Origin of the sequence: Bacteroides sp. 1_1_30 (assembly GCF_020982715.1) — a bacterium.
GTDB classification, from domain to species: Bacteria; Bacteroidota; Bacteroidia; order Bacteroidales; family Bacteroidaceae; genus Bacteroides; species Bacteroides xylanisolvens.
The window spans coordinates 54,464-75,366 of the sequence record NZ_JAJKHN010000005.1; the positions used below are offsets into that span (position 1 = coordinate 54,464).

Sequence of the window (20,903 nt, forward strand, 5' to 3'; positions counted from 1 at the left end):
TATTTTACGGACAAGAGAAATACACGATTCAAGGTGAATTTCCAGATAATTCGCGATTAGGGAATCTGAACTCTCTCAATATCTACGCATTATTAATTCAATGCCCCAAGCGGATCGAGATGCTTTTTTGTCGTGGTGGGATTATATTATAAAAGAACGAGAATTTAAAAGGAAGAGCAGAATAATATTAGATAGTTTGATCGGTGATCCACCTCGTTTCATCGAGACTATTCCGAGTAGTTCATCATCAACAACTGTAAAAAATGAGTAAAATCCTTGGTCTTTAAAAAACGCATATACATTGGCTGTGTATACGTATTTGTATACGGTTGAAATTTGTATTTAAATTTATAAATGTCGTCCTTTGTAACAGCAAGAGCAATAAACTTTTATTCGTACTAATATTATGGAAAAATACAGTTCCTTATCTTATTTGATATAGACAGAACTGGAAAATGAGCCAAACGATTATCTACTAATATCTTGGTATCGCCTTGAAAAAGATATTCAATATTATTAATCTCTAAAAGTAGTTCTTATGAAAAAAATGAATTTAGGCTTTATTATGGTTGGATTAGTTTTTCTAATCAGTATTTCTGTGCTTAGTTGTCAGGCGGATGAAGCTGACGATTACTTTCAACAGGCAGAAGATGTGACTGCCGCTGATCTCTTTATTGCTTCGGAAGCCTATCAGAACTTACAAAAAGAAATAAGGAAGGGGATTAGGCGAAGGCGAAACGCAATTAACGAATTATCTTCAGAAGGGAAGGAACAGTATCATCAGCTTAAGAAACAATTGTTGAATTCTGAAACTCGTATGGAAGCAAGAGTGCAATTGAATATTTTGTTAAAATATGATGAACGAACCGAACGGAATAGAATTTTTTCTATATTTCAAGAAGTTTATGAGGGAGTTGATGTCACCCGATTAGAATTAATAAGAGCTCGGCAAAAATATCAAATGCATAAAATTGTTATTGGTACACGAGCGGAAGATCCAGAGGCACTTGAGAATTGTAATAAAAAATGTGATGGTGATATGGAACAAGGTGTAACTAATTGCTATGAGATATTCAATACATGTCTTGAAAATGTACCGGCAAAGGAAAAATTATATCAAGAGGGACCTAGATATGAGGCATGCGTAGATAGTCATGATTTCTGTTTGGATTGTTGTTATTTTGATTTAACTGGGTGTCAAGATGCTTGTCAGGCGGCATATGGTAAAAAAGAAAAATGATAAATTTAATATATATAAAAATGAAATATAGTAGTATATTGCTAATTATCGCATTCGTTTCTATAGCTCAACAGTTTTATGGACAAGAAAAGTACACCATTTGGGGTGAATTACCCGACCATTCGTTGGATAATAGTTATTTGCGTTTAGTTAACAATTCTGCCATTGGTCAAGAGTATGAGCGCATGAAACATTCATTTATTGATAGTATATTGGTGGTTGACGGGAAATTCCATTATGAAGGTGTACTTTCACAAAAGCCATTCTTAGCGTATCTTTCTAGTGCCAGAACAGGAAGAAATATGTTGGATTTGGGCTTATATTTTATAGTTGAGCCTGGTAATATCCATATCCGTATCGCTAATTGGGCAGATAAGGGTATTGTATCAGGTACTCCTATTAACGACGATTATAACAGATGTATTATCGAACAGCAAAAAAAAGTGGATAGAGAGCGTTCTCTTCAAAATAGAAGTGCATCTTTCAGAGATGCATACATACATGCCAACGAATGTAGACTTTTTTTCTTAGAGAAATATGCTCAATATCCAGATGTCGTACGATTCCACTTATCTTTTTTGTTGAACGGACGAAGAGCATCAAAGGATCCTGATTTCCCAAAATATCTACGGATTCTCGACCGAATGCCCAAAGCCGATCGAGATATTCTTTTGGCTTGGCGGGACTATACTATTAAAAGAGAAGAATATAGAGAAAAGACCAAACCGTTGTTGGATAGTATACGTGATAATGCGCCCCGTTTCATCGAGACTATTCCGAGTAGTTCATCATCAACAACTATAAAAAATGAGTAAAATCCTTGGTCTTATTGTTATTCTGCTGATTTGCGTTTCTTGCAATCAAAAAAGGAAGGCAGAGGTATCTCTGTCTTCCTATACACACGATTTCGGAATAATTAGTTCTGATATAATTTGTCGTGATAGCATTACAATCACCAATGTAGGCAATGCCAGATTGGAGATAGGAGAGATCGAAACTGGATGTGGATGTACACAAGCATCGGTGGAGAAGTATGAATTAAATCCTGACGAATCGTGCTCGCTTCATTTTTCTTTCAATCCGAAAGGAAAAGGAGCAGGGGCAAAGGAAGAACTAATTATTATCAATGCAAACACAGATTCCCTCTTTTATATTCTGCAAGTTAAGGCAATTATTCAGTGATAATGTTTTTACGTTTTCTTTTTTACTTATCACCACCTTATACTTATCGGCTGATTGGTTTATGGATAGGTATTTTATGCCTAAAAATATAAGTTTCGTTGTCGGCATCGTAATATGGGGAGGTATTTGCATAGGGAACTGGAAGCGAAAAATTAGACTGTCTGTTGATTTTCTATTTGTGTCCTTTACTGTTTTTATAGGATATGTTTTCGTTTGCAGTCTCTTTACATCGCAATATATACACAGTGTATACATCGTATCTGGATGGATTCTTTTTGTGTTGATGCGTAATGGAAAAAATTCTACAGAAACATTTAATAGCATTTTAGCTGCCGTTGGAGTTTTGTCGGCCTTATATGGCTTATTGCAATACACAGGATATATAGAAACTCAATCTTATTTTTCTGTTACTGGTTCTTTTGATAATCCCGCCGGATTTGCTGCAAGCATCGTTCTCTGTTATCCTTTTCTTTTGTGCCAGACTTCTAATGGAAAAAGAAAAACGCTCAAGTTTATGGCGTGTCTTCTCCTCATTATAGTCGTTATCTTATCCGGTTCGAGAACAGGTATACTTACTTTATGCGTAGTAACACTCCTTTTTTACGCTCTCCGCTATCGGAAGTTAATTCATAGAAGGCGCATCTTTTTTATCAGCGGAGGCGCTTTGTTTCTAATAGGTTTATTCATTGGACTGATTTATCTAAAACCAGCTTCCGCTTCCGGTCGTGTTCTGATTTGGAAAGTATCTGCCGGATTGTGTAAGGAACATATAATTCAGGGAAACGGACTCGGCTCTTTTAAGGCGGATTACATGCCGGAACAAGCCAAATATTTGTCTTCCTCCTATGCAGATGAAAGCGATAGAATATTGGCAGGGAACACGAATCATCCATTTAATGAGTATCTGTTGTTGCTGATTGAACAAGGACTTATAGGAATCGCTTTATTCTTATTGTCGTTGATTGCTGTTTTTCGAAGTAATGTGGTATTTGACACTCCAGCCTTACTGACGCTTGTTTCTATTGCTATATTTTCCTGTTTTTCTTATCCATTCAAATATGCTTTTGTTTGGTTCATGATTATCTACTGCCTCGCTTCACTTAATCAACGGGAGGTTGCTCTACGAACAATACATTTCAACAAGCCATTTTTATTGATTATTCTTTTTATACTCTGTTTTTTTTCGATTAAGAATATCATTTTCGAGTGTACATGGAAACGAATTTCGTTGGTTGCAGAAAAGAACAATGGTTTGCTGGATAACGAATTATCTGTATTTACCAGGCTATACGATGAGTGGAATGGCAATCCCTATTTCTTGTACAATTATGCATCAGAATTGAAAAATGTGGAATTGTACAAACAAAGCGTCAACATATTCTTGCATTGCGAGTCGTATATCAATACGTATGACCTGCAAATGCAATTAGCTGACAATTACTATCAGATGGAATGTTGGAAAGAAGCTGAAAGACGCTATAAACTGGCACAATGTATGTGTCCTAGCCGTTTTCTTCCATTACAAGGACTTTTGAGAGTCTATGCAAAATCTAAAAACTGTATACTTGCCGAACGGGTAGCCTTAGAAATAATCAATAAACGGATAAAGATACCATCTTACACTGTTTCTATCATACGAGAAGAGGCTAGAAACTATTTGCGCAAAAAGAATATTTAATTATAAACTAACAATCATACAAAATGAAAGCTACATTCATCTTTCTTTTTCTTCTTTTGCTTTTCAGTTGTCAAAACTCTGAAGAAAAACAGCTGGAAAAGGTGCTGACACTGTCGGGCAATAATCGTCCGGAACTCGAAAAAGTGTTGGAGCATTATAAAGAAAACGAAGCCGACAGTTTGAAGCTTAGAGCTGCTAAATTTTTGATAATAAATATGCCCGGACACCAGTCGTATACAGGGAAAGATATTGAAGAATATTATGTTGAAGCTGAAAAGATAATCTTCTCCGACAGAAAGATTGATGAACAGGTGAATGAATTAAATAATTTGTTGTTAGAGTTTCCATCAGATGATTTTGAGTTTAAGGAAGATTACTCTGTCATAAAAGCCAGCTATCTGATACAGAGTATAGACGCGGCTTTTGACGATTGGCAACAAGGTCGTTGGGCAAGAGGCATTACATTCGATGAATTTTGTGAATATATGCTTCCTTATAAGTGCGTAGAGTTTCAGGCTTTTGATGATTGGCGCAATGTGTTGAAACCGATAGCTAATGACACATTATGCGATTTTTCTTATAATGACATTTGGAATAAAACACCTTATCATGCGGCAGAAGCTATTAATATTAAACTACGTGATACTGTTATTGTCGATTTGAAAAAGCCTCTGAAGTGGCATGCGTTATATAAGATTCCGTTTTGGTGCAATATTCCTTCCAATTCTTGTGAGACAAGGACAAATACTGCTTTAGCCATCATGCGTAGTAAGGGTTTTGCGGTTTCGTATGATTTCGTTTTGCAGTGGCCTACAAAAGCACATGCACATTCGTGGCTAAGTATTCTGATAGATCACGATCGCCGAATGGTATGTGAAGGAGGGCATGAACCTTTTTTAGCTACCCTACGACCGGGTGAGTGTAAAGGTAAAGTATATCGAAGAACATATTCTCCCAATTCGGCCTTAGTCCGGCTGAATAAAGAAGCTGGTAGTGTCCCGTCAACGTTGCGCAATGTGTTTATAAAAGACGTTACGGATGAATATGCAACGACCATTGATCCTGTTTTTCCTGTACTTTCCGGGAAAAGAGAACGCAAAGAAAAATATGCATATCTGGCAGTATTTGACAATGCGAAATGGGTTCCTATTTGTTTTTCGGAAATAAAAGATAGTAAGCAGATCGTCTTTGATAAAATAGAGAAGGGAGCTGTCTATCTGCCGGTATATTATATAAATGGAAGGGTTCGTCCATTCAATTATCCTGCTTTGTTGAATGAAAAAGGTGAACTGGAGTTCTTGAATCCCGATAACACATCCAAAAGAAGTATTAGTTTAAAACGGAAATATCCCTTAACACGCAAAGCGTTCACTACAGCACTCCGTTTAAAACACAGCATGTTTCAAGCAGCACACAAGGAGGATTTTAGTGATGCCGTCACAGTACATACGTTCAAAGAGTATAGCGTATCGGGTAGTATAAATGTGAGCGATACTACAAAGTATCGTTATTGGCGTTATATCTGTCCAAAGCCCTACCGCTGTAATATTGCAGAATTGATGTTCTTGGATAAAGAGAATAAAAAACTGACAGGAACAATTATTGGTTCTGAAGAACGAAGTAAGAATCCTCATTATAGCCGTTCTGCTGCTTTTGATTTAGATCCGTTGACATTTTTCGCATCTAAAACTTTAAGAGATGGTTGGGTAGGATTGGATTTGGGCAAACCGGAATCTGTTGGAAGAATAGGCTATATGACACGTAATGATGACAATAATGTTCGTATTGGAGATACTTACGAGCTTTTTTATTGGGATATGGATTGGGTGTCGTTGGGCAAACAAATAGCTGACGATTTTAGTCTAACCTTTCACCATGTACCACAAAATGCTTTACTTTTATTGAGAGATCTTACTAGGGGGACGGATGAACGAATTTTCTTGTATAAAGATGTTAAGCAGATATGGTATTGATTCATCGGCAAAATGCCATCCGTGAATTTATCGACGGCGAGGCGCACGTCAAGGGATTCCTGCTGGCTTACTTAGGGTTGACGCAGGGCTACATCCTTCTTCCCGAATACGAATCTTCCAAAGGTTATGCGGATTTCTACATGATGCCCGATCTGGTGCGCCAGCCGGACATAGTCTACAGCTATATCGTGGAGGTGAAGTATGCCCGGCGTGACACCTCCGATGCCGACATCGCCTTGCTGAAACGTGATGCGGCAGAACAGTTGCGCCGCTATGCCGATGATGGGAAGGTGGCCCGCACGAAAGGGAATACCCGGCTTGGATTGATTACGCTGGTGTTCAAGGGATGGGAATTGGTGGCACTGGAGAAGCTGGCGTCCAGAGCGGATTGCGAAAATGCATCAGAAGCCTAAATATGGTATCCGATTTTTTTTAATATTTATGCTTGAACATTTGGACGGGCGTCTGCGGAGGCTTCTTATTATAAGGGGAATATGACGCATGCGTAACCTTTAGGTCTTCGCTTGCCTGTTAATCTTTATTTGTGCTAAAAGTTTCACAGGTTTCATCGTCGTGAAACTTTATTTCCATCACGATGAAACTTTTTTTTCATTTTTATGGAACTTTTTTTTTATCGTTATGAAACTTTTATTCAATTCCTATGAAATATTTTCGCAAGTATCTTTCCCGTCACAATCTGTGGCTTACCAGTCATAATCTTCAATGTATTCGTCGAAGTTAATCTTTGTCTTGATGCCGTGTTCCAGGAAAACGTCTGCGATTTGTTTCTGTTCCGATGGATGAAGTCGACGTTGTTTGTTGCGAATACGGTAGTACATGCTTTTCCCCATTAAAGATTTAAGGCTGTTTTGTATGGCCATAGCTTTTTTGTGCGGAACGTCGTCTAATATATGGCTGATGCCAAGTGCAAAGGTCGTGAGAGTGTATGCGCTGAAATAGGAACATTCCTTTTCATTCCCCGCTACATGGTTGATGTTGATCGCTTCGTAGTGAGGAACACTTTGGGGCACAATCATCGCAGCCTGAAAACGGAGGCATTTGTTGCGGCGCGGACATTTGGTGTGGTTGCAAAACAGATACATTTTAGGTATATCATCGTATGTAAGTGGCTTATTCATTGTTTTTATCATATTCAACTTTTATATCAGACGAATTTGATACAAATATAAGGATTTATCTTGAAATACAGAATTTGCTTCACTTGTTCTTATTTTTTTAGATGACAACCTTTTTAGAATAAAGACATTCCACCTGCAAACTCCTTATTTATCGAAGAAACAGAGAAAAGTGAAGGAGATGGAAGAATTGACCATGTTATAGAGAAAAGCATTGAATTGTTCAAAACCGTACCGATTATGAACCAATGCAAATCATTGGTCAGTATATGGAAAAAATGACATAAATATGGATAATAATCCTTGTTTCGAAATAGACTGCTAAGTTTTTTGTATTTATTATTCCTTTTGGCTAGTTTTGCTTGTATAAATCTTAAAAAACTATGAAAAGATGTATCTTTGTAACCAGCAATCAAAATAACCCCAACCACTATATGAAATATAAATTATTATGCCTCTTCGTTTTGTTAAGTTTTTCTTTATCGGATTTGTATGCTGATATTGAACTTAGTTCCAAACAAATGAGAACCAGTGATGGGCTACCTAGTAATTCTGTACGATGCATGTTTCAGGACAGTAAAGGGTTCTTATGGTTGGGTACTTTAGACGGATTGACCCGTTATGATGGAAATACTTTTCTTACTTATCAGTTGGAAAGCGGGAAACACGATCGGATTTCTTTAGCAGATAACAGAATAAAACATGTGGCAGAGGATAAGAATGGTTTTTTGTGGATAAAGACTGTGCCGGAATTATTCAGCTGTTATGATCTACAGAAAGCTTGTTTTGTAGATTTTACCGGTACCGGAAGTGATGGAGAGAACTATTCAGAAATATTTATGTCCTCTAATGGAGATGTGTGGCTTTGGCATAGAAGGAATGGTGTGCGTCAAATTGTTTGTGAGGACGATCGGACTATGACCTCTGTGAAGTTTAGAACGAAATTTGGAAACCTGCCCGATGATCGGATTAAATTTATAAATGAAGATTCTAGTGGCAGGATCTGGATTGGTACCATGCGGGGACTTGCGTCTGTTTATAAAGGGAAAGTTGAATTTATCGATAGGAAATTGAATTTTTCTTCTTCTTTCCCTCATGGAGAGGATATGTATTTTCTGACAAAGAGTGGAGATGTGTATCGCTGTGTAAATGGATCGAAAAAAATAGACTGTTTAGCGTCGCTGTCTGCTATTGCCGGTAATACATCTGTCAGTACACATTCATTGATAAAAGATAAATGGGTTATATTTACTTCTAGCGAAGGGGTATATGAATTTGATTTTCAGAATTTTCAAATAACTCCTTGCCGGGAATTGAAAATAAATAATGGAAAAGTTATTCATGACAATTATGGAGATTGTTGGGCTTACAATAACACTGGACGAATTTATTACATAAACTCGAAGAGCGGAGAAATAAAGAATTTTCAACTGATTCCTGAAGAGAAGATGAAATATATAGATTATGAACGCTATCATGTGGTGCGTGATGACCGGGGGATTGTGTGGATTTCAACTTATGGAAACGGACTTTTCACCTACGATATTCAGGAAGATCGGTTGGAACACTTTGTTTCCGAAGGGAAGAATGCAGGACCTATAGGGTCAGATTTTTTGTTATGTTTGATGAAAGACAGAACAGGAGGGATATGGGTAAGCTCCGAATATTCCGGTTTGTCTCATATTTCCATTTCAAATAAAGGCATTACACATGTCTATCCAGAATCGCCGGATGTTTTTGATCGTTCGAATACAATCCGGTTACTGACTAAAATGTCGAATGGAGATATATGGGTAGGAACGCGAAGAGGTGGATTGTATAATTATGATTCTCATCTGAAAACTAAGATAGATAATCATTATTTGCCCTATAATATTTATGCGATTTCAGAAGATAGTCAGGAGAATATATGGATAGGAACCCGGGGAGACGGACTAAAAATAGGAGATACGTGGTATAAAACGGATCCGTCTAATCCTTTTGCCTTATCTCATTCTAATATTTATTCCATTCTTCGTGATAAGAAAGATCGTATGTGGGTGGGAACATTTGGAGGAGGACTGGATCTGGCAGAATCAACGGAAAAAGGACAATACAAGTTCCGTCGTTTCTTTCAAGGAAAGAAGTATGGCTTACGGATAGTCAGAGTAATGGCAGAAGATGAGAAAGGGATGATATGGATGGGCACAAGTGAAGGTATCTGCATTTTCCACCCTGACTCATTGATCGCTAATGAAGATAACTATCATTTGTTCAGCTACACCGATGGCAATTTTTGCAGCAATGAGATTCGTTGCCTGTTTCGTGATAGCAAAGGGCGCATGTGGGTAGGAACTTCGGGTGCCGGGCTGAATCTATGCGAACTGTCAGACGACTGTCAGTCTTTGAAATATACACATTATGGAATAGCGGAAGGACTGGTTAATAATATGGTGCAATCTATTTTGGAAGATCATTCGGGACAATTATGGATTGCTACGGAATATGGAATTTCAAGGTTCAATCCCAACAGCCATTCTTTCGAGAATTATTTCTTCTCATCTTATACATTAGGAAATGTGTATAGCGAGGACAGTGCGTGTATGGGGGCAGACGGTAAACTGATTTTTGGAACAAACTACGGATTGACGATTATTGACCCGAAGAAGATTCCAACAGAGAGATTGCTTTCTCCTATTGTTATCACAGGATTGTCCGTTAATGGAATTCAGGTGAAGCCTAATATGCCGGGTTCTCCTTTGCAAGAATCTTTAGCCTATTCGGATAAGATTACATTGAAATATTTCCAGAATTCTTTTATGCTTGATTTTTCTACTCTCGATTATTCGGATAATGGTCAAATTAAGTATATGTATTGGCTGGAAAACTATGACAAGGGATGGAATGTTCCGTCTTCGTTAAGTTTTGCCACTTATAAATATCTGGAGCCGGGCAGTTACATTTTCCATGTGAAATATTGTGATGGTGCCGGTATTTGGAATGATACCGAAACAACTTTGAAGATTGTTATCGTGCCTCCGTTTTGGAAAACAAATTGGGCTATGCTCGGATATTTCATCCTGATGTTAATAGCTTTGTACTTTACATATCGTATCATTTTTAATTTCAATAGGTTGCGCAACCGCATCAATGTTGAAAAACAACTGACAGAGTATAAACTGGTATTTTTCACAAATATCTCTCATGAATTCCGTACTCCGCTTACATTGATCCAAGGAGCATTGGAGAAAATGTACCGGATGGATGATATTCCACAAGCCTTATTGCATCCGTTGAAAGTCATGGATAAAAGTACACAACGTATGTTGAGGCTGATTAATCAGTTGCTGGAGTTCAGAAAAATGCAGAACAACAAGTTGGCTCTTTCTCTGCAGGAAACTGATGTAGTTGCTTTCCTGTACGAAATATATTTAAGTTTCAGTGACGTAGCAGAACAGAAGAATATGGATTTCCGCTTTTTGCCGTCTGTGCCATCCTATAAAATGTTTATTGATAAAGGTAATTTGGATAAGGTGGTGTATAACTTACTTTCAAATGCTTTTAAGTATACTCCTTCGGGTGGGACAATTCTGTTTTCTGTGAATGTGGATGAGGTGAAGAAGTGTTTATACATTCAGGTAGCGGATACCGGAGTAGGTATTCCTAAAGAAAAGCAGGGAGAATTGTTTAAACGTTTCATGCAAAGTAGTTTCTCCGGAGATAGCATTGGAGTAGGGTTGCATTTGAGCCATGAATTGGTGCAGGTGCATAAGGGAACGATTGAATATAAAGATAATGAAGGGGGAGGTTCCGTATTTACGGTATGTATTCCGACTGATAAAACTGTTTATTCGGAAAAAGACTTCCTGGTTCCCGGCAATCTCCTGTTGGAAGAAGCGAATATGCAGACTCACCATTTGCAGGAGCTTTCAGAGGAATGTCAGGAACATGAAAAGACAGTCACCACATCAAGAAAACATAAAATATTAGTCATCGAAGACGATAATGATATTCGTGGGTTCCTGCAGGAGGAGCTTAGTGCTTATTTTGAAGTAGAAGTGGCTGCGGATGGAATATCCGGATTTGAAAAGGCATGCAACTATGACGCAGACTTGATTATCTGCGATGTATTGATGCCTGGGATGACCGGTTTCGAAGTGACAAAGAAACTGAAAACTGAATTTGCGACAAGTCATATTCCTATTATTCTGCTGACTGCCTTGACTTCACCGGATAAGCACCTGGAAGGACTTGAAGCGGGAGCGGATGTTTATGTTACAAAGCCATTTAGTTTTAAGCTTTTGCTTGCGCAGGTGTTCCGGCTGATAGAGCAATGCGAAAAGTTACGGAAGAAGTTTTCCAGTGAACCGGGGGTAGTGCGTCCTGCTTTATGTAACACGGACCGGGATAAGGAGTTTGCAGATCAGTTGGTGGCTGTGGTGGAAAAGATTTATTCTCAATACAACATTTCTATTGATGAATTTGCGCAGATGATGGGGATGGGACGAACTGTGTTTTATAAAAAATTACGCGGAGTGACAGGATACTCACCGAATGAGTATTTGCGTGTCGTACGAATGAAGAAGGCTGCCGAACTGTTTTTGACCGAAAGGGATCTGACTGTTGCGGAAGTTTCTTATAAAGTGGGTATTAACGATCCTCTTTATTTCAGTAAATGTTTTAAAGCGCAGTTTGGAGTATCTCCTTCGGCTTACCAGAAAGGGGAGAGAAGTAAAACGTAGTATATACTTACCTTGAATCCGGTTTGTGAAGGATAGACCGGATTCAAGATAAGTATGTTTATCAGTTACATATTGAGGTCTAATTTATAGATTTCACTTCCGGCAAGAAGGAAACATCCTGTTCCGAAATCCTCAAAATCAGGAACTTTGTCGTATGTGACAGGTTGACTGTCTTTCGGTTCTTTGCCGGTTCCCTGTACATAACCAAGAAAACCATTCGGGTGAACTGCATCCTTCACCATAGCATTCCATGCTTTTATGATTACAGGCAGATAGGTCTTTTTATCCAATAGACCGTTGCGTACGCCCCAAGCCATACCATATACGAAAAGAGCTGTGCCGGAAGTCTCTTTGCCTCCGAAGTTTGACGGATCGTGGAGGCTGACATTCCAAAAGCCATCTTCACGCTGGCATTGTTTCAGTGCTTTGCTCATGGTTAGAAAATCATTGATGTAATCTTGGCGATGTTTTTCATCAGATGGAATTTCATTCATTACCCGTACTAAAGCGGCATATACCCATCCGTTACCGCGGCTCCAATAACAGTTTTTACCATTCGGCTCTTTGTATGGAGGGTCGAAATTATGGTCTCTCCACCACAAACCTTCTTTGACATTGAACATTCCGTTCTCTCCGTGTTTATTACGGGTATATTCGTACATATCCCACATCTTGTCGAAGTACTTCTGTTCGCCTGTAAGTTTCCCCATTTTGGCAAATATAGGCATCCCCATCTGGATAGCATCTATCCACCACCAGTCGTTTACTTGTGGAGTGTTGACCAGCATATCCATATTGGCTTTCGTTTTCCGTATTTTCTCAGGATCAGGGCAAATGTTGTATAAATCGAGATAGATTTGGCTGGCGCAGTAATTATCTGCATTACGGGTGGTTGTTCCCCGGTGGAAGCCCCACTGGTGGTAATCCGCCCATTCTTTGGCATAGAGATAATATTCGTCTGCGGGATAGATGGAGTAGAGTGCCATTAAGCCTTCGTAATATACACTTCGTGTCCAGATATTACTGGGCCGAACTACTTTTTTCACAAAAGAAGGAGTACGATAATCGGCATATTTTTTCATGAAATAGTCGTTCACCTGAAGGGTTACTTTGAGAATTTCTTTTTTATCGGGAGCTGTCTGTGCTTTTATGTTCCCGTAACTCAATATTACTCCTGCAAAAAATAGTATAAGATGCTTTTTCATTTTATAATAAATTAGATTACTATTGTTCTTAGATTTAGGCACACAAAGGTGAGCCTTTCTTTACCTGTTGCAAAGAAAATGCATTGTAAGGAAAGTGATATTGAAATTTGTACGGAAAATATGTAATATTAGACTTTATTCTTTATTCATATTAGTCATGGATAAGAACCAAGTATGAATAATTAGCAAGAGCGATTTTTTTGTAAGTCATATTGTTGTATTGATATTTATTGTATATTTGTAGAAGAGTAAGGGGAGACGAATATGAAAAGTCATACAAATAAAATATTAGAGTCTATTAAGCAGGCATTGACAGAGCATTTACCAAAAGGTGGCAAGGCTTTGTTGTTTGGTTCTCAAGCTCGTGGGGATGCACGGATTGATTCTGATTGGGATATTTTGATTATCTTAGATAAAGAAAAATTGGAGCCTGAAGATTATGATAAGGTAAGCTTTCCCTTAACTATGTTGGGATGGGACTTGGGAGCGCGAATTAATCCGATTATGTATACGATGAAAGAATGGGCTGCAAGTTGTATTACACCATTTTATAAAAATGTAGAGCAGGAAGGAATTGAATTAGTATGAAATTGACAGATGAAGAACGTAATTCTTTGGTGATATTACAGTTGGAGAAAGCTAAAGTATTTTTGAAACAAGCAGATGAGATGTTTGATCTGAAGTATTGGGATATTGCTTCCAATAGATATTATTATGCCTGTTTTCATGCTGTTCAGGCTTTATTAATACAAAATGGATTATCATGTAAAACCCATGATGGGTTGATAGCTTGCTTTGGCTTGAATTTTATAAAAACAGGCAAAATTAGTGCACGTTTGGGAAGTTTTTTGGCGCGTATGGAACAATTACGGCAAAAAGGGGATTATAATTGCATTTATTCAATATCGGAGGATGAAATCAGTACGATAAAAGCTCCGGCAAGAGAACTTATTGAGACTATTGAAGTTTTACTTGCCGAATCATAATTATTCTTGTAAGGATATCATCGTTAAAAGACCATTTTTTTTATTTTTTCGGCCACATCTGTCATATATGCCGGATTAAATTCTTCTAGTTCCGTGCGTGGTCGGAATCCCCATGTCACTCCGCAAGCGGTTACACCGGCATTGGCTGCTGTTTGCATGTCTACACCGGAATCACCTACATAAAGAACATCTTCTTTTCGTACATCGGCAAGTTTTAATATATCAAAAACGATTGTTGGATCAGGTTTGACATTTACTCCTTCCCGTTGGCCGAAAACGGCAGTGAAATGAATTTCCGGAAAGTAGTGGGCAACCAGTTTCTCGGTAGCGGCCTGATATTTGTTGGAGGCTACGGCAATCTGAATGCCTGCGGATTGCAGATAAGACAATAACGCTGAAATACCCGGGTAAGGACGACTATCGTCTGCATTGTGAATATCATAATAAGGAATAAACTCTTTTCTTACCCGGAGCACATTCTCTTCTGTCTTTTCTCCTTCGGGTAATGCACGTTCAAAGAGTTTGTTGATACCATTTCCTACCATGAAGTTATACTTTTCTACATCGTGTGTGGGGTATCCTAATTTATTCAAAGCATAATTAGTGCTATGGGCGAGGTCTGCGATAGTATTTAATAATGTACCGTCCAAATCGAATATTATTAGTTTTTTCATTAAGGCTTATGTTTATAGTTAATTCTATATTTAAATCTTTTATTCTGCAAAGGTATACTAAAAAAATGAGATTGGGAAGAATGAGGCAATAGTTTAGAGAATATCGAATGAACAACAAAGCCGGAAATATATTTGTTATTCTACCAGATTGGCTTAACTTTGCGAAAAACTAAAGAATAATGAATGCAGAATGGTTTGAGGCATTGCCTGAACAATGTCCCCCAACGGATGCGAAGCGGTGCGAAGGCTGTTATTATAGAATTGCAAATGGTAATCCTGTTACAACAGAAGATTTCTTTTCGCAAAGAAAAATGCAGCCGGATAAGGTCTTTAAAGGATTAGGAATAGATGAATGTGTGACAAGGGCAGTCTCTCTATTTTCAGAGAGGGAAGAAGCGGAGAAAAGATTAAAGCTTCCTAAGTTCAAGAAGGCAAATATTGCTTTAGTCATATTGGAACCAAAAGATGGAGTGTTAAAGAAAACATTTGATATAGCACATTATTCTTGGTGGAGAACAAAGGATTTTAATGTTTTACAAGCTAAAATAGTCTGATTATGGGAATGGAAGATGTGTTAAGGATAGACAAAATTCTGGATTTCTGTGATGTGCCTCAGCTTTTTGTGGCAAGAGATGCCTTTGATACACTGTATCTTTGTCTTTTATATGATGATGAGACGGTTTATCGCTATACGGGAATACGTATCTCTACACGTAGACTTGAATCCTTCTTAGCAGGTAAAGCCGATTTGCGTTTACTCTATCTACAGCCTGAAAATGAACATGAGTATTACGATGTTGTGTTTCAATCGGGTGAATACCAGAAAACGTTATTAAAGGAAAGTGTATTGTTGGAAGATAAATTGCCGGCTGAGGGATATGTTTTATCTGGAGAGAAGCGCGAGAATGTGGTCATTAATTTGCCAATAAAAGACCGTAGTCTGCTTGCAGAGCTTGTTCGTAAATTTGGCTGGGCTTGTATGTAAGTTTAAAGAAGATAAAAAAGATTGTCCCGCTACTGCTTGAAAGTTGCGGGACAATCTTTTTTCATCCTTATATATACTTTGATTACTTCTTCGTAATACGGAACCAGTCAACGTCTGCCCAACCGCCGTCATTCGTTTTAATAGCCGGACGCGTACAGAACATACCGACTTTGGCACCAATCCATTGTCCTTCTCTTGCCTGGAAAGGAACACCTAATGATTCATATTTCTTTCCGTCGAGGCTATAGCTGAAATTACACATCACAATGAGGTCATGTCCGCCTTCACTACCCTTGATTTTCTTTCCGTCACAACTGAAACGCACTTTCAGATAAACCGTGTTTTGCGAAAGATCAACAGTGGCTTTCACTTCTTCTGGTTTGCCTTTATCTGCTCTGTCACATTCAACTTGCGACAGAACCAAACCTTTGTCTGTATTTTCTAGAACAAGTCCGGCATAATCCCTGCCCATAACGACAAGTCCAGTGCGTTCGCCTTTATTCTTTTGGTTAGGGCTGAACGTCAGTTTCATTGTTGCGGTAAAATTATCAGAAGGAGTTTTTTGTAATAAGAGGTTGGCTACATCCCACAGGTTCTTATAATCTTCTACTACCGGATAAGAGTATAATCTGACATAGCTTTTGTCACCTGCATAATACGCCCATTTTTCATTAATGTTAGCATGCCATTGCCACTGCGGAGAAAGTGTATACCCATCAAATTCGTCACTTTCTTGTGGAGTGCAGATAGGATATGTTTTACCGACATTTGGCTTCTTGTAAGTCAAAACAGGTTCTCCGCAGCCGTCACCGTCTTTATCAATACCGATAACAGGCCAGTCGTTCACCCATTTCATCGGTTGGAGATGCATAATGCGTCCGTAAGCACCGACATCTTGAAAGTGGAGGAACCAGTCTTCTCCGGTAGGAGTATCTACCCATGCACCTTGGTGAGGACCGTTGACAGGAGAGTTACCTTGCGCAAGTACTGTTTTCCATTCGTAAGGACCGTAGATGTTTTTAGAACGTAATACGACCTGCCAGCCTGTCGGTACACCGCCGGCCGGATGGAAGATATAATAATAGTCGTTTCTCTTGTACATTTTAGGACCTTCGCAAGTCTGATGTGCTTCGTGACCGTCGAAAATTATACGGGAAGGAGTGATCGCTTTTGTTGCTTCTGCATTCAGTTCGCAGATAGTGATTACACTTTTCAGTCCGGCACGACTTCCTGCGTATGCGTGTACCATATATACTTTTCCGTCTTCATCCCAGAACGGGCAAGTGTCAATGATACCTTTTCCCGCTTTCACCAAGACCGGTTCGCTCCACGGACCTTTCGGATCTTTGGCTTTCACCATAAAAGCTCCCTGATCGGGATCTCCCCAAAAGATGTAAAACTCACCGTTGTGATGACGAATAGCCGGAGCCCATACACGATTGCCGTGTTCCGGCCGTTCCGGAGTTTCGATAGGGGAGAGGGCATTGGGAACTGCGGCACCGATGATTGTCCAGTTGACTAAATCTTTAGAATGAAGGATTTGCAATCCCGGCAAACAGTTGAAACTGGATGAAGTCATATAGAAATCATCTCCTACACGGCAAGCATCCGGATCGGAATAGTCGGCATAAAGCACCGGATTTTTGTATTTACCGTTTCCGAGGTCGGAAACCCATACTTCAGATACATAGTTCTTCTGTGCCACTGCGGTGAAAACCGTTAATAAGCAAAAGGCTAAAGTCTGTGTCAATCGTTTCATGTTATAGATAGATTATTTATAGATATGATTCGTTGGTTTTATCTGATGGCAAAGGTAAATAAAAAGACTCTGCACAAGGAGGAATATTTGTGCAGAGTCATAGAAAAATTGGTAGATACCTCGTAATTTTTGTTTAGTTGTATTTGTTTCTACCCTATTTATTGGTGCGGTTATCTTTTATTCTCACTGTCACCGGATGAGCCAGCTCTTCTTTCCATTCGCGGAGATGAGCAAACCATGCTTCCGGCGTTTTATATCCGAATGTCTCTTTCATCGAGGTGAAAGTCGTGTGATACTGGAAATATTTATTTCCCGGGGCGGTAATTGTATAAAGGAAGTTGGCTTTATCCTTTTCTTCCGATTTTACATAACGTTGAGGAATACAAGTGCCCAGCCCTACAGTTTCTTTAGCATATTTCACGGTGTCGTTTACCGGCCAGTCTGTTCCCCAGCTTCCTACGAGTCCTTTATGATCGGAGAAAGATTTGGAAGTACCTACGATGTCTTGCACACCTGTGCAGAAAATTTCTTTATCGAGCGGTTCGTCAAAGAATGCTTCGATATGAAGATCGCGATGTCCGGCATAAAGCGTGTAGCGTGTCATCATATTCAGTTCCTGATCCTGATATTTCCATCCGGTTACTTCTATTTCTGCAATTACACGTACCGGTCCATAAGAGACGATACGTTCTGTACGAGTGTCCACTGGAGTGATATGCGTTGCTTTTTGTCCGTCCCAACTTTTCAATGCACCCGGTCCGCAACTGTCGAACACGCGAAGTACGTCATCTCCGAATCCTTTAGCTAACTGTTCATCCGTCGGGTAGAACTGCGATTCTTTAATCTCCAGTCCTTTGTTGAACTTGCCGTAAATATCCGGTGTCTGTTTCTCATTGAAATAAAGACGATAGCCCACCAGCTCCGATTCCAGAACCGGACCGTGCGGACGTACCATGCTGTATATATTGCTGGTGCCGGGAACGGTGATAGCCTGTACCCGTTGATGTTTGCCTTTCCGGTTGTCTACTATAAACATATCGGCATAAACCCGTTCCGGATAAGTCTTTGCACTTTTCTCGGAAGAGAGTGTAACCTGGAATGTTTTTCTACCGTGAGCAGGGAGGTCGGTCACAAAGACCAGTTCGTCCATCTTGCGGTCTCTGTTCAAATCGTCCAGCTGCGAAGGTATTTCCTTTGTTCCTTCCATGACAACAGCGGATTTAACTTTGAAGCCGGCGTGCAACTCATGCAGGTTGATAACAACCGGAGCATCCGCTTTGGCCTGATTCCAGTTGTTTTGTACTTCAACTGTGATGGTTTTCTCCTGTTTCTGCGCCTGGGCAGACAGACTGAAAGCTCCTAAAAGGAAAGTAAAAATAAAAAGATTCTTCTTCATGATTTTCTAAGGCTGAAATTATACGTCGTATTTCTCCTTGCAAAAGTAACAGAAAAAATAGCAGACTGTCTATCTTTTGAAAAGATTATAGTCTGCTATTTGAGCTTTTTACTCTATATAATGATATTGTGGTTTTCTTTTTTGCAATGAACTTTATTTGAGGCTTAAAATTTCTTCTTTCGCTCCCAATTCTTCATAAACCTTTCCGTCTACGGTCAGATTCTTAGCATTTTTGACGTTTAATATATTGTTGCCTTTGGAAGACTCTACATATACATTCTCCAAAGTAACTCCGTCAACTTGGCTGATAACAACGCCGTCCGTAGCTTCTGTCATCACGACATTCTTAACGGTAATATTGCTGATCGGCATTTCCGGCAAACCATTGAAGAACATGGCACGTCCCGAACCTCTGCAAACAATATTAGAGATATGAATATTGCGGAAAGCGGGTGTTTCTTCCGTTACCGGAGGAATACTTGTCTTCATGCGGTTCAGCAAATCCTCTTCCGATTCTTCGCCGGCACCTTTTCCACCGTAGAACAGGTCGAACAACAACGGTTCGTTCGGAATATTAATCATGTTGATATTATTAATGTAGATGTTTTCTACCACACCGCCACGTCCGCGAGTGCTCTTGAAGCGCAAACCTACGTCTGTGCCCATAAATGTGCAGTCTTCTACATAGATGTTCTTCACGCCACCCGACATTTCACTACCTACTACGAATCCACCGTGTCCGTGCAGTACCGTATTATTTTTAACGATAACGTTCTGGCAAGGTTCACCGCGACGGCGGCCGTCTTCATCTTTACCGGATTTGATACAGATAGCATCATCTCCCGCATCGAATACACTATTAATAATGAGCGCGTTCTTGCAAGATTCCAGGTCGATAGCGTCACCATTCTGGGAATACCACGGATTGATGACCATGATATTATTTACTGTAAAATCTTCGCAGGACAAGGGGTGCAGACACCAGCTTGGTGAGTTTTTGAAAGTAACACCTTCCAACAGTACTTTCTTGCTTTTGACGATGCTTAACAACACCGGGCGCAACCACGGACGGATTTCAGCCCATTCTTCGTCTGTATTGATACCTTCGGGTACATTGAAATCTTTACAAGCCATTGCACCTTTCAGTGAACCGGCCGTGGGGTACCATATCTCTTGTTTTTCATCAAGAACACCTCCCGAGTTTACCAGTTTTTTCCATTGTGAAGCAGTCAGTTTGCCTTTTTTTACCGGACGCCAGCAGTCGCCGTTTCCGTCAAATGTGCCGTATCCTGTGATAGCGATGTTCTCTGCATTGCGTGCGGAAATAGGCGATTGGCAACGACGGGTTTCCAATCCTTCAAAAGAAGTGGCAATGATAGGATATGCCTCAAAATCACCGGTGAAAAGCACCAATGCATTCTGTTCCGTATATAAATTCACGTTACTCAACAGTTCGATAGGTCCTGTCAACCAGATGCCTTCCGGGATAATCACTTTACCCCCTCCGCGTTGATTCACCTCTTTAATAGCATCGTTGATTGCTTTGGTATTCAGAAACAGACCATCGCCTTTGGCTCCGAATTTCTCAATGTTTACCTCGTAAGCAGGAAAAACCGGTTGCTGTACTTTGGGCATTTCAAAAGGTAGATTCTGGTAGAGAGCGTCACTGATGGAGCTTTCTTTTACGGCAGTCTCGCTTTGTTTACATCCTGATGAGATAAACGGTAAACAGGATATGGCCATCCAGAAGAGTCTTTTTGTCAATGTGTTCATTTAGTAACTTATTTCTATAGGGTTATACATCTATTGTTTTTCTTGGTAGTTGGGTGATGATTAATGAGGGCGATTTCATAATTCTTATGTCCTTCCGCAGGCGATCTGTCGCAGGCAGCCTGCAGGAGAGGAATAAGACAAATTCATGTTAACCTAATTCTAACCTTAAATAAATATTATGAAAAAACCTCTTAA

General features: G+C 39.4%; 17 protein-coding genes. 11 read left to right on the plus strand and 6 right to left on the minus strand.

Features of this window, described 5'->3' with window-relative positions; all coding sequences use genetic code 11:
* The first annotated feature begins 538 nt into the window (after nucleotides 1–538).
* From LPH68_RS02205 to LPH68_RS02230, 6 genes are all read left to right on the plus strand, one after another.
* Nucleotides 539–1,240 (plus strand): hypothetical protein, encoded by a 702-nt coding sequence (locus tag LPH68_RS02205; RefSeq protein WP_008645514.1) that lies wholly within the window; start codon nucleotides 539–541, stop codon nucleotides 1,238–1,240.
* Between the two features lie 20 nt (nucleotides 1,241–1,260).
* Complete coding sequence (locus tag LPH68_RS02210; protein WP_008645512.1) at nucleotides 1,261–2,055, plus strand: DUF4369 domain-containing protein; 795 nt, start codon at nucleotides 1,261–1,263, stop codon at nucleotides 2,053–2,055.
* Nucleotides 2,048–2,422 (plus strand): DUF1573 domain-containing protein, encoded by a 375-nt coding sequence (locus tag LPH68_RS02215; protein ID WP_151923284.1) that lies wholly within the window; start codon nucleotides 2,048–2,050, stop codon nucleotides 2,420–2,422. Before LPH68_RS02210 ends, LPH68_RS02215 begins: the two co-directional genes overlap by 8 nt.
* A gap of 514 nt (nucleotides 2,423–2,936) precedes the next feature.
* Nucleotides 2,937–4,100, plus strand: coding sequence for an O-antigen ligase (locus tag LPH68_RS02220; RefSeq protein WP_230296844.1), 1,164 nt, complete (start codon nucleotides 2,937–2,939; stop codon nucleotides 4,098–4,100).
* A 23-nt stretch (nucleotides 4,101–4,123) separates the two neighbouring features.
* On the plus strand, nucleotides 4,124–6,073 hold the full coding sequence (locus LPH68_RS02225) for a discoidin domain-containing protein (protein WP_149944283.1): 1,950 nt from the start codon (nucleotides 4,124–4,126) through the stop codon (nucleotides 6,071–6,073).
* Nucleotides 6,064–6,486: a PD-(D/E)XK nuclease domain-containing protein gene (locus LPH68_RS02230; RefSeq protein ID WP_004304505.1), complete on the plus strand. Its 423-nt coding sequence runs from the start codon at nucleotides 6,064–6,066 to the stop codon at nucleotides 6,484–6,486. Before LPH68_RS02225 ends, LPH68_RS02230 begins: the two co-directional genes overlap by 10 nt.
* Nucleotides 6,487–6,777: 291 nt before the next feature.
* On the opposite strand, the gene LPH68_RS02235 is transcribed toward LPH68_RS02230, so the two are convergent.
* Nucleotides 6,778–7,212 carry a DUF6078 family protein gene (locus tag LPH68_RS02235; protein WP_032842376.1) on the minus strand — a complete coding sequence of 145 codons (435 nt, stop codon included), beginning with the start codon at nucleotides 7,210–7,212 and terminating at the stop codon, nucleotides 6,778–6,780.
* Between the two features lie 431 nt (nucleotides 7,213–7,643).
* Between LPH68_RS02235 and LPH68_RS02240 the strand changes: the two genes are divergently transcribed.
* Nucleotides 7,644–11,930, plus strand: coding sequence for a two-component regulator propeller domain-containing protein (locus LPH68_RS02240; protein WP_151923292.1), 4,287 nt, complete (start codon nucleotides 7,644–7,646; stop codon nucleotides 11,928–11,930).
* Nucleotides 11,931–11,995: 65 nt separating this feature from the next.
* On the opposite strand, the gene LPH68_RS02245 is transcribed toward LPH68_RS02240, so the two are convergent.
* Entirely contained in the window at nucleotides 11,996–13,135 is a 1,140-nt protein-coding gene (locus tag LPH68_RS02245; RefSeq protein ID WP_151923286.1) for a glycoside hydrolase family 88 protein, read from the minus strand.
* A gap of 264 nt (nucleotides 13,136–13,399) precedes the next feature.
* Here LPH68_RS02245 and LPH68_RS02250 point away from each other — a divergent pair, with 264 nt between their 5' ends.
* Nucleotides 13,400–13,723: a nucleotidyltransferase domain-containing protein gene (locus LPH68_RS02250; protein ID WP_004301671.1), complete on the plus strand. Its 324-nt coding sequence runs from the start codon at nucleotides 13,400–13,402 to the stop codon at nucleotides 13,721–13,723.
* The gene (locus tag LPH68_RS02255) at nucleotides 13,720–14,121 is read left to right on the plus strand and encodes a HEPN domain-containing protein (RefSeq protein ID WP_004301673.1); all 402 of its coding nucleotides are present in this window, start codon (nucleotides 13,720–13,722) and stop codon (nucleotides 14,119–14,121) included. The genes LPH68_RS02250 and LPH68_RS02255 overlap by 4 nt, the downstream gene beginning before the upstream one ends.
* A 23-nt stretch (nucleotides 14,122–14,144) precedes the next feature.
* Here the strand turns inward: LPH68_RS02255 and LPH68_RS02260 are convergent, their stop codons facing one another.
* Nucleotides 14,145–14,795, minus strand: a complete 651-nt coding sequence (locus tag LPH68_RS02260; protein ID WP_004301675.1) for an HAD family hydrolase — start codon at nucleotides 14,793–14,795, stop codon at nucleotides 14,145–14,147.
* Nucleotides 14,796–14,974: 179 nt separating this feature from the next.
* Between LPH68_RS02260 and LPH68_RS02265 the strand changes: the two genes are divergently transcribed.
* Nucleotides 14,975–15,349 (plus strand): hypothetical protein, encoded by a 375-nt coding sequence (locus LPH68_RS02265; RefSeq protein WP_004301677.1) that lies wholly within the window; start codon nucleotides 14,975–14,977, stop codon nucleotides 15,347–15,349.
* A gap of 2 nt (nucleotides 15,350–15,351) precedes the next feature.
* Nucleotides 15,352–15,780 carry a DUF6575 domain-containing protein gene (locus LPH68_RS02270; RefSeq protein ID WP_004301681.1) on the plus strand — a complete coding sequence of 143 codons (429 nt, stop codon included), beginning with the start codon at nucleotides 15,352–15,354 and terminating at the stop codon, nucleotides 15,778–15,780.
* An 82-nt stretch (nucleotides 15,781–15,862) separates the two neighbouring features.
* On the opposite strand, the gene LPH68_RS02275 is transcribed toward LPH68_RS02270, so the two are convergent.
* The 3 genes from LPH68_RS02275 to LPH68_RS02285 form a co-directional block, all read right to left on the minus strand.
* The gene (locus LPH68_RS02275) at nucleotides 15,863–17,539 is read right to left on the minus strand and encodes a glycoside hydrolase 43 family protein (RefSeq protein WP_151923287.1); all 1,677 of its coding nucleotides are present in this window, start codon (nucleotides 17,537–17,539) and stop codon (nucleotides 15,863–15,865) included.
* 154 nt (nucleotides 17,540–17,693) lie between these two features.
* The gene (locus LPH68_RS02280) at nucleotides 17,694–18,935 is read right to left on the minus strand and encodes a DUF4861 domain-containing protein (RefSeq protein ID WP_230296845.1); all 1,242 of its coding nucleotides are present in this window, start codon (nucleotides 18,933–18,935) and stop codon (nucleotides 17,694–17,696) included.
* Nucleotides 18,936–19,088: 153 nt separating this feature from the next.
* Complete coding sequence (locus LPH68_RS02285) at nucleotides 19,089–20,708, minus strand: glycoside hydrolase family 28 protein (protein ID WP_117683310.1); 1,620 nt, start codon at nucleotides 20,706–20,708, stop codon at nucleotides 19,089–19,091.
* Nucleotides 20,709–20,903: the final 195 nt, after the last annotated feature.

What these genes read in the sequence shown, in the direction of transcription:
- LPH68_RS02205 (WP_008645514.1), top strand. Translation starts at nt 539, where the DNA reads ATGAAAAAAATGAATTTAGGCTTTATTATGGTTGGATTAGTTTTTCTA.
- LPH68_RS02210 (WP_008645512.1), top strand. Translation starts at nt 1,261, where the DNA reads ATGAAATATAGTAGTATATTGCTAATTATCGCATTCGTTTCTATAGCT.
- LPH68_RS02215 (WP_151923284.1), top strand. Translation starts at nt 2,048, where the DNA reads ATGAGTAAAATCCTTGGTCTTATTGTTATTCTGCTGATTTGCGTTTCT.
- LPH68_RS02220 (WP_230296844.1), top strand. Translation starts at nt 2,937, where the DNA reads ATGGCGTGTCTTCTCCTCATTATAGTCGTTATCTTATCCGGTTCGAGA.
- LPH68_RS02225 (WP_149944283.1), top strand. Translation starts at nt 4,124, where the DNA reads ATGAAAGCTACATTCATCTTTCTTTTTCTTCTTTTGCTTTTCAGTTGT.
- LPH68_RS02230 (WP_004304505.1), top strand. Translation starts at nt 6,064, where the DNA reads ATGGTATTGATTCATCGGCAAAATGCCATCCGTGAATTTATCGACGGC.
- LPH68_RS02235 (WP_032842376.1), bottom strand. Translation starts at nt 7,212, where the DNA reads ATGAATAAGCCACTTACATACGATGATATACCTAAAATGTATCTGTTT.
- LPH68_RS02240 (WP_151923292.1), top strand. Translation starts at nt 7,644, where the DNA reads ATGAAATATAAATTATTATGCCTCTTCGTTTTGTTAAGTTTTTCTTTA.
- LPH68_RS02245 (WP_151923286.1), bottom strand. Translation starts at nt 13,135, where the DNA reads ATGAAAAAGCATCTTATACTATTTTTTGCAGGAGTAATATTGAGTTAC.
- LPH68_RS02250 (WP_004301671.1), top strand. Translation starts at nt 13,400, where the DNA reads ATGAAAAGTCATACAAATAAAATATTAGAGTCTATTAAGCAGGCATTG.
- LPH68_RS02255 (WP_004301673.1), top strand. Translation starts at nt 13,720, where the DNA reads ATGAAATTGACAGATGAAGAACGTAATTCTTTGGTGATATTACAGTTG.
- LPH68_RS02260 (WP_004301675.1), bottom strand. Translation starts at nt 14,795, where the DNA reads ATGAAAAAACTAATAATATTCGATTTGGACGGTACATTATTAAATACT.
- LPH68_RS02265 (WP_004301677.1), top strand. Translation starts at nt 14,975, where the DNA reads ATGAATGCAGAATGGTTTGAGGCATTGCCTGAACAATGTCCCCCAACG.
- LPH68_RS02270 (WP_004301681.1), top strand. Translation starts at nt 15,352, where the DNA reads ATGGGAATGGAAGATGTGTTAAGGATAGACAAAATTCTGGATTTCTGT.
- LPH68_RS02275 (WP_151923287.1), bottom strand. Translation starts at nt 17,539, where the DNA reads ATGAAACGATTGACACAGACTTTAGCCTTTTGCTTATTAACGGTTTTC.
- LPH68_RS02280 (WP_230296845.1), bottom strand. Translation starts at nt 18,935, where the DNA reads ATGAAGAAGAATCTTTTTATTTTTACTTTCCTTTTAGGAGCTTTCAGT.
- LPH68_RS02285 (WP_117683310.1), bottom strand. Translation starts at nt 20,708, where the DNA reads ATGAACACATTGACAAAAAGACTCTTCTGGATGGCCATATCCTGTTTA.